Source organism: Meishania litoralis (genome assembly GCF_042611095.1).
Classification (GTDB): domain Bacteria; phylum Bacteroidota; class Bacteroidia; order Flavobacteriales; family Flavobacteriaceae; genus Meishania; species Meishania litoralis.
In genome coordinates, this window is record NZ_JBHFPV010000001.1 from 1757005 (window position 1) to 1770841 (window position 13837).

Annotated in this window: 12 protein-coding genes; 6 read left to right on the forward strand and 6 right to left on the reverse strand. The window is 43.1% G+C overall.

The genetic code is table 11. The features are described from left to right. Nucleotides 1-83 precede the first annotated feature (83 nt). Entirely contained in the window at nucleotides 84-446 is a 363-nt protein-coding gene (locus tag ACEZ3G_RS07875; RefSeq protein ID WP_432424894.1) for a hypothetical protein, read from the reverse strand. Between the two features lie 323 nt (nucleotides 447-769). Here ACEZ3G_RS07875 and ACEZ3G_RS07880 point away from each other — a divergent pair, with 323 nt between their 5' ends. From ACEZ3G_RS07880 to ACEZ3G_RS07900, 5 genes are all read left to right on the forward strand, one after another. Further along, nucleotides 770-1456, forward strand: coding sequence for a TetR/AcrR family transcriptional regulator (locus tag ACEZ3G_RS07880; protein WP_432424895.1), 687 nt, complete (start codon nucleotides 770-772; stop codon nucleotides 1454-1456). Further along, the gene (locus tag ACEZ3G_RS07885) at nucleotides 1449-3116 is read left to right on the forward strand and encodes a peptidase domain-containing ABC transporter (protein ID WP_432424896.1); all 1668 of its coding nucleotides are present in this window, start codon (nucleotides 1449-1451) and stop codon (nucleotides 3114-3116) included. Before ACEZ3G_RS07880 ends, ACEZ3G_RS07885 begins: the two co-directional genes overlap by 8 nt. 6 nt (nucleotides 3117-3122) lie before the next feature. Beyond that, nucleotides 3123-4475, forward strand: a complete 1353-nt coding sequence (locus ACEZ3G_RS07890) for an HlyD family secretion protein (protein ID WP_432424897.1) — start codon at nucleotides 3123-3125, stop codon at nucleotides 4473-4475. Further along, nucleotides 4475-5878, forward strand: coding sequence for a TolC family protein (locus ACEZ3G_RS07895; RefSeq protein WP_432425162.1), 1404 nt, complete (start codon nucleotides 4475-4477; stop codon nucleotides 5876-5878). Before ACEZ3G_RS07890 ends, ACEZ3G_RS07895 begins: the two co-directional genes overlap by 1 nt. Before the next feature lie 99 nt (nucleotides 5879-5977). Beyond that, the gene (locus ACEZ3G_RS07900; RefSeq protein ID WP_432424898.1) at nucleotides 5978-6604 is read left to right on the forward strand and encodes a thioredoxin family protein; all 627 of its coding nucleotides are present in this window, start codon (nucleotides 5978-5980) and stop codon (nucleotides 6602-6604) included. Here ACEZ3G_RS07900 and ACEZ3G_RS07905 read toward each other — a convergent pair. From ACEZ3G_RS07905 to ACEZ3G_RS07925, 5 genes are all read right to left on the reverse strand, one after another. After that, nucleotides 6581-7318 (reverse strand): energy transducer TonB family protein, encoded by a 738-nt coding sequence (locus tag ACEZ3G_RS07905; protein WP_432424899.1) that lies wholly within the window; start codon nucleotides 7316-7318, stop codon nucleotides 6581-6583. The genes ACEZ3G_RS07900 and ACEZ3G_RS07905 overlap by 24 nt on opposite strands. 65 nt (nucleotides 7319-7383) lie before the next feature. Next, nucleotides 7384-8103, reverse strand: a complete 720-nt coding sequence (gene truB / locus ACEZ3G_RS07910) for a tRNA pseudouridine(55) synthase TruB (protein ID WP_432424900.1) — start codon at nucleotides 8101-8103, stop codon at nucleotides 7384-7386. Nucleotides 8104-8151: 48 nt separating this feature from the next. Further along, a complete protein-coding gene (locus ACEZ3G_RS07915) occupies nucleotides 8152-8946 on the reverse strand; it encodes an undecaprenyl-diphosphate phosphatase (protein ID WP_432424901.1) in 795 nt (264 codons plus the stop codon). Between the two features lie 2 nt (nucleotides 8947-8948). Further along, nucleotides 8949-9218 (reverse strand): DUF3098 domain-containing protein, encoded by a 270-nt coding sequence (locus ACEZ3G_RS07920; RefSeq protein ID WP_432424902.1) that lies wholly within the window; start codon nucleotides 9216-9218, stop codon nucleotides 8949-8951. A gap of 81 nt (nucleotides 9219-9299) precedes the next feature. Further along, nucleotides 9300-10178 (reverse strand): cell division protein FtsX, encoded by an 879-nt coding sequence (locus ACEZ3G_RS07925; protein WP_432424903.1) that lies wholly within the window; start codon nucleotides 10176-10178, stop codon nucleotides 9300-9302. Nucleotides 10179-10313: 135 nt separating this feature from the next. On the opposite strand from ACEZ3G_RS07925, the gene ACEZ3G_RS07930 reads away from it, so the two are divergent. Then, entirely contained in the window at nucleotides 10314-13787 is a 3474-nt protein-coding gene (locus tag ACEZ3G_RS07930) for a leucine--tRNA ligase (protein ID WP_432425163.1), read from the forward strand. The last annotated feature ends 50 nt before the right edge of the window (nucleotides 13788-13837 follow it).

Sequence of the window (13837 nt, forward strand, 5' to 3'; positions counted from 1 at the left end):
TGGGGCGCGTTACTTTGTTAAATAAGGGTTTATTGATAATAATGGTTAGGGTATTTAATTTCTGGAATTCTCGGTATTGAAAGCTACCCCTTCATTCTTAACTCCCCATTTTGTAGTGCTTTGGATATTTCGGCCTTTACAGTTGGATAGAACCTGAAAAAATTATGTCCGTCTTTTCGCCTCAGTGTGGCATTTAGGTTGCCGTCTTTGTCCGTTTCTATTTGGGCAACGATCAATTTTTTTCCGACAAGCTCATTGAAATTTGCTATTGCACCGCGTTTGATAATGAAATTTTTTCTTGGGAAATGAATATAGCGATAGTTCGATCCGGCAGTTTGAGCGAGTACTACAATATCGCCCTCCGAGATCGTACCCTCCTTGTCCTGCGCCTTTAAGATTGCTCCAAAACTTAAAAATAAAGTCAATACTAATGCTGCTCGTCTCATAATGTTGTGTATTAGGGTTAATGTCATCTTCTTTATTCTATAATTCTATAATCCGAAATTGATAATCTATCATCTTATATGGTGCAAATTGTATCCGTTTTATGGAATTCTCAATAAAAATGATTTGAAATGCGAATATAGCATTTTGATTATTTAAGAAAGTAATACTATTGTTAATTAGTTGTTAAACTATTAATTAATGATAGTATTACTATTATATTTGTTCCAATCTTACAAGAGAAGGCAAGCTATGGCCAAGAATTTGTTTCTTGAATTATTGGTAAAAGTTTGAACGACTTTCTTGTCTAAACAACCGCAAAAACATGGATCAATTATTGCAATCGGTAACTATTCGTATCAATGATAAACTATACGTCAAAGACCCTGAATCATCGGAGTTGGGAAAACGAATCGTAACAGAAAGCATAGCTATGATCGTCGACATAGGCTTCGAGTCTTTCACTTTTAGAAAATTGGGTATAAAAATCGGCTCTAACGAAAGCTCGGTTTATCGCTATTTTGAGAATAAGCACAAATTGTTGCTGTACCTGACCTCATGGTATTGGGGTTGGTTGGAGTATCAACTGGTTTTCGCTACCAATAGCATAGCCGACCCATCTGAGAGGCTGAAAAGGGCTATCCAGGTGGTAACTAGAACAATCGAAGAAGATTCGGCATTTTCACATATCAATGAGATATTGCTCAACAAAATTGTAATCAACGAGTATTCAAAATCATATTTGACCAAAGAAGTCGATGCCGAGAACAAGGATGGATATTTCGTAATCTACAAAAGATTGGTCAATAGAATAAGTGCTATGATCAAGGCCGTTAACAACGAATACGAATACCCCTTAAGCTTGGCAAGTACGGTTTTGGAAGGTTCATTGCACCAGCATTTTTTAAAAGACCATTTTACCTCGCTGACCGATTGTCGTGAAAACGTCGATCCGACCGAATATTTTATACAACTAGTCTTCAATACCTTAACGCTCGACAACAATGGCTAAAACCGTTATGACCGCTTGGCAACGGTTGATGGGACTACTGAAATTGGATAAAAGGGATGTATTGCAAACCTTTTACTACGCAATCTTTGCAGGCCTTGTCAATTTATCTTTGCCACTGGGCATCCAGGCTATAATCAATTTGATACAGGGCGCTGAAATCAGTACCTCATGGATCATATTGGTGGTTCTTGTAACCGGAGGTGTGGCCTTTGGGGGAATACTTCAATTGATGCAGATCCGCATCATTGAAAATTTGCAACAGAAGATTTTTACACGGGCCTCTTTCGAGTTTACCTATCGTTTCCCAAAAATTAAGATGAGCGAGCTACGAAATTACTATCCTCCTGAGCTCGCCAATCGTTTTTTTGACATCCTTACCGTGCAAAAGGGCCTGGCAAAGATATTGGTCGATATTCCCGCAGGGGTGCTACAGATAATATTTGGACTTTTGCTACTCTCATTTTATCATCCCTTCTTCATTGTTTACGGTATATTATTGCTGCTGCTCATATATGTTGTTTTCAGGTTCACTGCCCAAAAAGGAATGGAGACCAGTCTTGCAGAGTCGAAGAGCAAATACAAGGTAGCCCATTGGATACAAGAAGTGGCCCGTTCATTGGTCAGTTTTAAACTTTCAGGAAGAACCAGCCTTGCGGTCAATAAAAATGATACCTTGGTTACCGAGTATTTAGAGGCCCGTGAGAGCCATTTCCGTATTCTTGTGCTCCAGTTTATTCAAATGATCGGATTCAAAGTGCTTGTCACTGCCGGACTCTTGGTCATTGGTGGACTTCTCGTCTTGAACCAGGAAATGAATATCGGGCAGTTCGTGGCAGCCGAGATTATTATTCTTCTGGTAATTACTTCGGTGGAAAAGCTGATTCGTGGTTTGGAAACCTTCTACGACTTGCTGACTTCATTGGAAAAGCTGGGTCAAGTTGTTGACAAAGACCTTGAAAATCAGGAAGGGGAAAAACCCCTTACCGAAACGACCGATATTACCATTGAGTTGGATGGTGTCTCATTGAGCGAATTAGGCAACGGCACGAAAAAATTGGATGACGTGTCTTTGAAAGTCCATCCGAAAAGTTCGACTTTGATTACGGGGCCCAACGGTTCGGGAAAAACGACTTTGCTTCGCATGATAGCGGGTATTATAGAGCCCGAAGAAGGCAACATCTATGTGAACGATATTTCCTTGAAAGGAATAAATGCCAATCATTACCGATCGTTTTTGGGCCAATCCCTGACCGAGGAATCCCCTTTTGAAGGTACGATTTTGGAGAATATCACTTTTGGCGATGAAGCCATTTCGCAAAAGGACCTTTATTGGGCCATAGAGCATGCCGGGTTGTTGCCTTTTGTAAAGCAACAGCCCAAGGGACTTAATACGATCATATATCCCGAAGGAAAGCAAATACCGTACACGATATCGAAAAAGATAGTCTTGGCGCGCAGTATTGTGCGCAAACCTAAATTATTGATTTTGAACGACGCCCTAAATCAATTTGATGAGGTAGAAGCGACCCGTATAATGAATTTCCTGACCGATTCTGACAAACCTTGGTCTTTGGTAGTGGTGAGCCATAACGAAAAATGGGCGGGTCTTTGCGATCGGGTCATAACGATGGAACAAGGTAAGATTGTTTCTGAAAAGTAGAAGATAATGCTGAATATTTCCAATAATCCGCTGAATAAAACGGTCCACCTGACGGGTTTCAAATCCACGAGTAAGGTGTTTCACCAACGGCACTATAAGCATTTTAATCGATTTTTATTGGCCTCCGCCCTTTTTGGGTTCGTTGCTTTATTTTTGCCGTGGACCCAAAACATCAGGGCAAAAGGCTATTTGACGACATTAAAGCCCGACCAAAGGCCTCAGACCATTCAATCGCCAATACCGGGGCGTATTGAAAAATGGTATGTTCAAGAAGGTGATTTTGTACAAAAGGGAGATACGATACTTTTCATTTCAGAGATAAAGAACGAGTACTTTGACCCTAAATTGGTAGAGCGTACCGGGCAGCAGATAAAGGCCAAATCAATGTCGGTCGAATCGTATGAAGGTAAGGTCAAGGTTCTGAACAATCAAATAAACGCTTTGGTAAATGAGCGCAGATTGAAACTCGAGCAAGCAAAGAACAAGCTGAAGCAATCGAGGTTAAAGGTACAAAGCGATAGCATTGATTTAGAGGCCGCCAAGACAAATATCTTAATCGCCGAACGACAGTTCGACCGCACCGAGCAACTGCAAGAAGAAGGGCTCAAGGCAATGACCGATGTCGAGGAAAAACGACTGAAATTACAAGAGGCCCAAGCGAAACTGGTTTCACAAGAAAACAAATTACTTACGGCTAGAAACGAGGTGCTCAATGCAGAAATGGAGATCAATCGTGTACAAGCGGAATATACCGATAAGATTTCCAAGGCCCAAAGCGACATGTATACCGCCCGATCGAACCAGTTCGATTCGGAGGCGCAGGTAACAAAATTGGAGAACGAGTATGCCAATTATTCAATGCGCAATGACCTCTATTACATACGCTCACCTCAGACGGGGTATATCAACAAGGCACTTCAGGGAGGAATTGGCGAGACGTTCAAAGAAGGAGATCGTTTAGTAGGTATAATGCCCGCGGATTACGATATGGCGGTCGAGACCTTTATCGAGCCTTTAGATTTGCCCTTGGTGCACGTAGGCGAGAAAGTGCGTATACAATTTGATGGTTGGCCCGCTATTGTTTTTTCCGGATGGCCAAACGTTTCATACGGAACTTATGGGGGCAAAGTGGTGGCCGTTGAGACGTTTATCAGCGATAATGGCAAATACCGTGTTCTTTTGGCGCCGGATCCAGACGACCATCCATGGCCAAAAGATATACGGGTGGGATCTGGCGCCAACACTATTGCCCTGTTGGAAGATGTACCCATTTGGTATGAGATATGGAGACAGTTGAACGGCTTTCCGCCCAACTATTATCAGCCTGAAAAAAACATGGCCAAATCGAATAAAAAATGATGAAAAAATTTGTTTTTCATTTGATATTGGGGTTCCTTAGCTTTGGTTCTATTTCTGCCCAAGATACTTTGGTATTAAAGTTCGATGAATACTTGGGGTATGTCAAAAAGTTTCATCCGATTGCCAAGCAGGCCCAATTGACATTGGGTATTGGCCAAGCCAACCTTATGAAGGCCCGTGGCGGTTTCGACCCTAAAGTAGAGATTGATTATGATCGAAAAGAGTTCAAGGGCACCGAATACTATGATCGTCTAAATGCCACTTTCAAGATTCCGACGTGGTACGGCATCGAGCTTAAAGGAAATTTCCAGCAGAACGAAGGTGATTTTTTAAATCCGGTGGAGACTGTGCCGTCAGAAGGACTTTACAGCGCGGGAGTTTCGGTTTCACTTGGTCGCGATTCATGGATAAATGGTCGCATGGCCACCCTAAAACAGGCCAAACTTTTTCGAGAGCGAACAAAGGCTGATTTTGACCAGCTCGTAAACCAAATCCTCTTTGATGCTTCCTTGGCTTATTTTGACTGGTTGCGCGCATATAAAGAAACTGAAGTCTATTCTAATTTTCTTGAAAATGCCAAAGTGAGGTTCAGGGGCACCAAGCAAAGGGCCGAAACAGGCGATATAGCGGCAATAGATACTGTCGAAGCAAAAATAGCCGTGCAAAACAGGGCCTTGAGCTTAGAACAGGCCAAGGTGCAATTGAGGAATAAATCCCTTGAACTTTCCAATTATTTGTGGGTGGGTGATAATATTCCAGTAGAGCTTCGGGCCGATGTCGTGCCCGATATCGATCTCGAAGGCACAATAGATACCACACTGGAAATACTTGGCAAACCTCTGGATAGTTTTGGCATCGAGGATCATCCAAAGATCAAATCATTGGGCTATAAAATAGATGGTTTACGCGTTGAAAAGAAGTTGAAGGAAAACCGTTTATTGCCTCGGATCGATCTTGAATACAATTTTCTGACCGAAACTCCAGAATTATTGAATTCTTTTGCTGCCGAACAATATAAGGGAGGTTTTGTTTTTCAAGTACCCCTCTTCTTGAGAAAGGAAAGGGGAGATCTTAAGTTGGCCAAGTTCAAGCTTCGTGATGCACAATTTGAATTTGATAATGCCGAGATCGAAATAAAGAATAAGGTATTGGCCATTTACTATGAACTGAATTCCTTTCAAGTGCAGAATGCATTGATAGATGATATTGTTGCCGATTACGAGACATTGTTAGCCGCAGAAGAACGAAAATTCAGTTTTGGGGAAAGCTCGCTGTTTTTGATCAACTCGCGCGAGAGCAAGTTGATCGATGCCAGATTAAAACAGGTCGAGGTCGAGAACAAATATTACCTGTCGAAGGCAAAATTATTCCAAAGCCTTTCAATAAACCCTAAAAACCTATAACTGTAAGTTTTTAAATGTTATGTCTACTAATATTGGTTTAAACCCAATTCTAGTACGATCACGTGTCCTTGCTCGGCTTGAAAAAATAAAATTTGAACTATGTCAGAACAATATGTTCACCTTAAGAGTACCCAAAAATTGATCGAAGAGGCTCTTCTGAGGGCCATTAAATATGATGAATACCGTAAAATGGTTTCGCAAATGGCACAAGACGGAAGATCAACGGGACCAAAACAAACCGAGGCATTGGCGAATTATACCATTCTCAATGATAGACGAATGAAGCGCTTTGATAAGACATTCAAAATAAAACCTGAATATGCCGAAAAAATAAAAGGTCATAAACGCAAGGTCATTTGGTTGGTGTTGACCGAGAGCTGGTGTGGCGATGCCGCACCGAGTTTACCCGTTATGAACAAAATGGCCGAACTGAACCCCAATATCGACTTTAAAGTTGCATTACGTGATGAGAACATTGAGTTGATGGATCGTTTTAGGTATAACGAAACATTGTCGATCCCGAAATTGATCATGACGGATAAAACCACTGGAGAAATATTGGGAGACTGGGGCCCCAGGCCAAGTACGGCTACAAAAATGGCGGAAAAAAATAAAAAGGAGCATGGTAAACTCACTGCTGAGTTCAAAGAAGGGCTACAGGTCTGGTACAACAAGGATAAGGGTCAAAATATTCTTGATGATTTAATAGGCCTTCTCTTGAAATAGATAGGTGATCGTTCCTTTTTGGTCAGCTCTATCAGATGACGAACTGAATTTGGCCTTCAGGGCGTACATGATGGCATTATCTACCAAACAGCCGTTTGAAGTACCCGAACTCTTGGCATTGAAATCGGCGTCAGTGACATTTCCATTGCTATCGACCGTAATGTTGATCACGACTTTACCTCCTTCGATACAAGTGTATATTGGTGGAGGCAATCTTCGACTGCTTCTGTCGACCAACGAATAGGAAATCGAAGTTTTTCTTTTAGCTAGGTTGTTGGTATACTCTTCTTTTTGGGCTTCCTTTTCACCCAACATCTGTTTTTTCTCTTCCCTTTTTTTGGCTAGTTCCTTGACCCGCTCGGCATATTCAGAATCGGAAAGCAGATCTGAAGGGTCATCACTCTCTGCCGCGGCCGCTTTTTCTTCCATCAGTTCTTCCAAGGTTTTCAACGGCTCGGGATTGCCTATGCTTGGTTTTGCCGTTTCATTGAAGGCCATGTGGCTCTTGATGGGGTCGGCGTTCTGAAGTTCTTCGCGAAGTTTTTCCTCCTCTTTAATAAGTTCTTCAAGGTCTTCCTGCTCCAATACCATTTCGACCACATATTCATCTTCTTCCTGCTGTTGCCCCAAGTGTATGTTGTAGAGGGCCAATACCATAATGGCCAGCGAAAATGTGGTGATCAAGAACGATAAATGTTTTCGGTTCAGGTTCATAGTGCAATAACCCCAATTTCTAAAAATTATTTGAATTATTCGTTGAACGGAATAAAACGCCCCGGTTATTGTTGTGAATCGTTGGTTTTATCGAGTAATCGATTCGCGAACTTATTAGGGTCTTGGGCCTTATCTACGTTAAAATCACCTATTTTGGTTCTTCTAAGGCACGATAAATAGCCCCCGCATTCCAAAGATAGCCCCAAATCATGTGCCAAAGACCTGATATAAGTGCCTTTACTGCACACCACCCTGAATTGCACTTCGGGCATGGTGATTTTGGTGATTTCGAATGTCGAAATGGTTACTTTTCTTTTTTTTATTTCGACTTCCTTCCCTTCCCGGGCATATTCATAAAGGCGTTTCCCATCTTTCTTAAGGGCCGAGAATATGGGTGGCGTCTGTTCGATTTCGCCAACGAATCCACTTGCTTTTTCATGGATAAGTTCCTCTGCAATATGATCTGTAGAAAAGGTTTTGTCCACCTCGGTCTCCATATCGTATGAAGGGGTGGTCGCCCCTAGGGTAATGGTGCCCGTATATTCTTTGGCCTGCCCTTGAAGCTCGTTGATCTTTTTGGTGAATTTGCCCGTACAGATCAAAAGAAGTCCAGTTGCAAGGGGATCCAACGTACCTGCATGGCCGATTTTTATTTTCTTGAGATCGAATTTTTTACGAATGGCCCATTTGATTTTGTTGACCGCCTGAAAAGACGACCACCCTAAGGGCTTGTCAATGAGTAATAGTTGTCCGTTCAGGAAGTCCTCTTCGGTTCTAGAATCCATTTTACTTTTGTTCTAAGGCCAAAATCGAATGGGTCGATGAAGGTTCGTCTAACCCCAAAAACTAAAGGCGATGGCGATCAAACCCACAATGACGCAGTACATCGCAAAATAGGTCAATTTACTTTTTTTGACCAATTGGATCATCCAGGTACAGGCGGCAAGACCAGCGATAAACGCTGCAACGAATCCAGCTCCCATGGCAACATTGTTCTCGCCGTGAAAGCTCAGTTCGCCGCTCATGATATCTTTTGCGATCTTTCCAAAAATCAAAGGAACGACCATCAAGAACGAAAATCTGGCGGCCTTGGTCTTATCAACGCCGAGCAAGACCGAGGTCGAAATCGTGGCCCCACTCCGCGAAATGCCCGGAAGCATGGCTATGGCCTGTGAAACCCCCACTATAAGGGCATTTGAATAACTTACCTTTTTATCGGTGTCTTTCGCCTTGTCGGCGAAAAAAAGCAGTATCGCTGTCACGATCAACATGAATCCTACAAAACGTATGTTTCCTCCAAAAAAGGCTTCCAATTGTTCCTCAAAAAATAAACCCACGAGAACCGCGGGGATCATCGATATGATAATTTTTAGTGAAAATCGGGCCTCTTCGTTCCATTCAAAACTGAGGAGCCCACGAATGATTTCCCAAACATCCTTCCGAAACACGACAAGGGTACTCAATGCTGTCGCGAAATGAAGCACTACAGTGAACAATAGACTTTCTTCGGGAACAGAGCTATCACCAAGAATTGCTTTGCCCAATTCTAAATGACCACTTGAAGAAACCGGAAGAAATTCGGTCAGCCCCTGAATAATGCCCAGGATAATGGCGTCTAGAGTATCCAAAATCAGTCTTTGTTCTTATGCGGATTCAACAAAATGGCATAGACTTCGATACCGAGACCAATCAATACCAAGGTCGGCGCCAAACGAATTCTTCGAAAACTGTAGATATCCTCATTGAAGACATTAGGGTCATCGCTACCGCCGCCGCTCATCAAAATGAAGCCTAGAACAATAAAGGCGATTCCGATGAACATGAACATATAGTTCTTTTTCTGGAAGATGAATTCTTGCTTAGATGCCTCTATCGTTCGTTGTTTTTGTTTTTTGCCCATGGTGCAAAGTTAACGAAGTTGCGTAAAAAAGTTTAAAAGTTTATCGTTTTTGTGCGTCGTGTTTGCAATTGAACTTGATTTTTAATAGTACAGTTCGTCCGTTCTCAGATTTAAAAAACGTTGTGTCGCAAAAAACGTACTGATGAACGAAATCAGCACGCCGAGAACAAATACGGCAACGAACAAAATGATCAACATCGATGTATCTTTAAAAAGGTTCAATTCGGGAAAAGAACCGTTTATATAATAAAGCACACCGGCCAATGCCAATAATGCCAAGAGACTGCCCAGCATGCCCAATTTGATGTTCGTCCAGATAAAGGGCCTGCGAATAAAGGTCTTTGTCGCACCTACCATTTGCATGGTCTTGATGATAAAACGTTTTGAATAAATCGACAGGCGGATCGAACTATTGATCAACAAGACGGCGATAAAGGTGAAAATGGCGCTGGCGATCAAGATCCAGAAGCTTATCTTTTTGACGTTTTCACTCAACAGCCCCACCAAGGGTTTGTCGTAACTCACTTCATCGACATAATTCTTTTTGGATAGTTCGGCCGCGATTTCCTCGATTTTTTCAAGCGATACGAAATCGGCCTTCAATTGCACATCGATTGAATTTTTCAACGGATTATAGCCTAGAAATTCTATAAAATTCTCCCCGATCTCCTTGCTATGTTGTTCGGCGGCTTCCTCCTTTGAGACATATGTGGCAGCCTTGGTATATTCGGCCATGGCCAGACTCTTTTGCAACTGGTCGATCTCGACTTCCTTGGCCGAATCTTTAAGAAAAAGTGAGATGGTAATCTGTTCCTTGAAATGGTCGGCCATCTTTTTGGTGTTCAAGACCAGAAGACCCAAGATTCCCAATAAAAAAAGTACCAATCCGATACTCAATACCACCGAGAAATACGAAGATATCAGTTTGCGCTTTTGATAACTTTCGAAAGATTTGCTCATATCTGGGGAATGAAAGTGTAAAAGTAGGAAAGTAATTTGATTAAACTTATTTTTGTGCATTAGGTAATGAAAGGATCACGAAGGATGCTCGCACACGGGATTCCGGATGTGGTCATTTGTTTTTATGGAAGTAAGATGAACTACAATTTCAACGAAATTGAGGCCAAATGGCAAAAATATTGGGCCGAACACCAAACCTTTAAGGCCGAGAACAACTCGGGGAAGGAAAAATTCTACGTGCTCGATATGTTTCCGTACCCCTCTGGGGCAGGACTTCACGTAGGCCACCCATTGGGTTATATCGCAAGCGATATTTATGCCCGCTATAAAAGGCACAAGGGGTTTAATGTGTTGCACCCGCAAGGATACGACTCCTTCGGATTGCCCGCTGAACAGTATGCGATTCAAACGGGCCAACACCCGGCGATTACTACGGAAGAAAATATCAAAACCTATAGAAGGCAGTTAGACCAACTCGGATTTTCCTTTGATTGGAGCCGTGAAGTACGTACCTCGGATCCAAAATATTACAAATGGACACAATGGATCTTTATTCAACTGTTCAATTCGTGGTATAACAAAGACACGGACAAGGCAGAAGACATAGAAACCTTGATGTCAAGATTTGCTGCGGAAGGAAATACCAAGGTCAATGCCGCCTGTGATGAAGATGTTTCCCAGTTTTCGGCAGATGACTGGAATTCTTTTTCAAGCAAGGAGCAACAAGAAATCTTGCTCAAATACCGATTGACCTATTTGGCCGATACCGAAGTGAATTGGGTTCCGGCCTTGGGTACGGTTCTTGCCAACGACGAAATCGTAAACGGGGTTTCCGAACGTGGCGGACACCCCGTTGTACGCAAGAAAATGACGCAGTGGAGCATGCGCATCACGGCCTATGCCCAACGCTTGCTCGACGGATTGAACACCATAGATTGGCCACAGCCTTTAAAGGATTCGCAGACGAATTGGATCGGTAGGAGCGAAGGGGCAAGTGTTAATTTTAAGGTCCTCCCCCTAGCCCCCTCCGAGGGAGGGGGAATTACTCCGCGGTATATTACTGCAGATTCGGATTTATATCCTGTTTTATTGGAACGGGCTAAAGAGATGCGTAAAAATCCAACTGCCGCTGAAGATAAACTATGGCAGGCCCTAAGAAGAAAAAATCTTGATGTCCGATTTAGGCGACAGCATCCCATTTACAGATTCATTGTCGATTTTGTTTGCCTCGAGAAAGGCCTGATAATAGAAGTTGATGGGAAAATACACGAGTATCAATTAGACAACGATGCCCAGCGCACCCTTGAGTTGGAGCAAAAAAAAGGATATACGGTTATACGATTCGACAATGACGAGGTACTAAATGATTTGGAAAGAGTGGTTTCAGAAATTGAAGATGTGTTGAACTCCCTCCCCTTGGGGGAGGGTTGGGGAGGGGATTTTGAAATCGAAGTTTTCACCACCCGCCCAGATACCATTTTCGGGGCCTCTTTCATGACGCTTGCACCTGAACATGAACTGGTGCCAAAAATCACCACCCCTGAACAAAAAGCCGAGGTCGAGGCCTATATCGAAGCCACCGCAAAACGTTCTGAGCGGGATCGTATGGCCGATGTTAAAACGGTTTCCGGTACGTTTACGGGTGCGTATGCCGAACATCCGTTTACCAAAGAACCGGTTCCTATTTGGATCGGCGACTATGTCTTGGCAGGCTACGGTACGGGAGCGGTGATGTCCGTTCCATGCGGTGATCAGCGCGATTATGATTTTGCCAAACATTTCGGTATTCCGATTCCGAATATTTTCGAGGGCATCGATATTTCTGAGGAAGCTTTTGCCGATAAGGAAAAGACCATTATCGCCAATTCCGATTTTCTAAACGGACTTTCCTATAAAGAAGCTGTTAAGAAAGTGATCGCCGAATTGGAAAAAATCGGTCAGGGCAAGGGCAAGGTGAATTACCGATTGCGTGATGCCGTTTTTAGTAGACAGCGGTATTGGGGCGAACCCTTTCCGGTGTATTATGATGAAGAAGGTATGCCGCAAATGTTGGATGAAAAATTTCTGCCGCTAGAACTGCCCGAAGTCGATAAATACTTACCGACGGAAACCGGCGACCCGCCGTTGGGCAATGCCAAAAAGTGGCATTGGCTGCAATATGGCGGTGATGGAAAAGTGGTGTCAAAGGAGGAATTTGAAAATTCATCTCCTGAAGGAAGGTTGGGCGGACCTTTGGAGTTGAACACCATGCCCGGATGGGCCGGCAGTTCGCAATACTTCAACCGCTATATGGATCCGCACAACGATAAGGAAATCTTCTCGCGGGAAGCCATCGACTATTGGCAAGATGTTGACCTGTATATCGGCGGTAGCGAACATGCCACAGGGCATTTATTGTACAGCCGTTTTTGGCAAAAGTTTATGTTCGATAAAGGCCTCGTGCCCAAAGCCGAGTTTGCCAAAAAACTGATCAATCAAGGAATGATTACGGGGACGAGTGCCTTTGTTTATAGAATGCAACAAGACACAATGCTTAAGGATGGCATAGATGTTCTAAAAGCTTTGGATATAAAAAGGAAAGAATATTTTTTGTCGAAAAGTCTAAATGACGATTATATCGGCGGAGTATATAATCCGATTTTGGAAAAGGTAAAATCTCAAATTATAGAAGATTATAAAAAAGTGGGTGTTGAAGCCCAATGGTTCGAAGAAGTGCACCCCACATCCAACCCAATTCACGCCGATGTATCATTCGTTAATGCATCAGATGAATTAGATATCGAAGCTTTCAAAAATTGGAGACCTGAATATAAAGACGCTATATTTATTTTAGAAAACGGCGAATTGTACGATTCTAACTCCCTCCCCTTGGGGGAGGGCCGGGGAGGGGTCTTCAGAGTCTCCCGCGAAATCGAAAAAATGTCCAAATCCAAATACAATGTCGTCAATCCCGATGATATTTGTGAGGAGTACGGGGCCGACAGCCTTCGCATGTACGAAATGTTCCTCGGTCCATTGGAGCAATCAAAACCTTGGAACACGGCCGGTATCACGGGGGTACATTCTTTTTTGAAAAAATTATGGAGATTATACCACTCCGGTCCGAACGGAGAATTCCACGTAACGGACTCTCCCCCTTCGGGGGAGCCGGAGGGGGCCAAAACATTGCACAAAACCATCAAAAAAGTTGAGGACGACATCGAAAACTTCAGTTTTAACACCTCGGTCTCCACTTTTATGATCTGTGTCAACGAATTGACCGCACAGAAGTGTCATAGCCGTGAAATTTTGGAACCATTGGCGATTTTGGTGTCGCCCTATGCTCCGCATATCGCAGAAGAACTTTGGGGGAAATTGGGCCATGGGGAGTCAATAGCCTTCGCGCCTTTTCCGAAATTTGAGGAGAAATATTTGGTGGAAAGTACAAAGGAGTACCCGATTTCCTTTAATGGCAAGATGCGTTTCACGATGGAACTTCCGTTAGACTTGAGCAAAGAAGAAATCGAGGCCGCGGTCATGGCGAATGAAAAAACGCAACAACAATTACAGGGCCGAACGCCCAAGAAAGTGATCGTCGTGCCCGGAAAGATCGTTAACATTGTGGGATAATCTCCTTTACTTTAAGAAGAGTGAAGAGATAAGGGGCCACGGCAACAACA

What these genes read in the sequence shown, in the direction of transcription:
- ACEZ3G_RS07905 (WP_432424899.1), bottom strand. Translation starts at nt 7,318, where the DNA reads ATGAACCTGAACCGAAAACATTTATCGTTCTTGATCACCACATTTTCG.
- ACEZ3G_RS07895 (WP_432425162.1), top strand. Translation starts at nt 4,475, where the DNA reads ATGAAAAAATTTGTTTTTCATTTGATATTGGGGTTCCTTAGCTTTGGT.
- ACEZ3G_RS07875 (WP_432424894.1), bottom strand. Translation starts at nt 446, where the DNA reads ATGAGACGAGCAGCATTAGTATTGACTTTATTTTTAAGTTTTGGAGCA.
- ACEZ3G_RS07925 (WP_432424903.1), bottom strand. Translation starts at nt 10,178, where the DNA reads ATGAGCAAATCTTTCGAAAGTTATCAAAAGCGCAAACTGATATCTTCG.
- ACEZ3G_RS07920 (WP_432424902.1), bottom strand. Translation starts at nt 9,218, where the DNA reads ATGGGCAAAAAACAAAAACAACGAACGATAGAGGCATCTAAGCAAGAA.
- truB (WP_432424900.1), bottom strand. Translation starts at nt 8,103, where the DNA reads ATGGATTCTAGAACCGAAGAGGACTTCCTGAACGGACAACTATTACTC.
- ACEZ3G_RS07885 (WP_432424896.1), top strand. Translation starts at nt 1,449, where the DNA reads ATGGCTAAAACCGTTATGACCGCTTGGCAACGGTTGATGGGACTACTG.
- ACEZ3G_RS07880 (WP_432424895.1), top strand. Translation starts at nt 770, where the DNA reads ATGGATCAATTATTGCAATCGGTAACTATTCGTATCAATGATAAACTA.
- ACEZ3G_RS07890 (WP_432424897.1), top strand. Translation starts at nt 3,123, where the DNA reads ATGCTGAATATTTCCAATAATCCGCTGAATAAAACGGTCCACCTGACG.
- ACEZ3G_RS07900 (WP_432424898.1), top strand. Translation starts at nt 5,978, where the DNA reads ATGTCAGAACAATATGTTCACCTTAAGAGTACCCAAAAATTGATCGAA.
- ACEZ3G_RS07930 (WP_432425163.1), top strand. Translation starts at nt 10,314, where the DNA reads ATGAACTACAATTTCAACGAAATTGAGGCCAAATGGCAAAAATATTGG.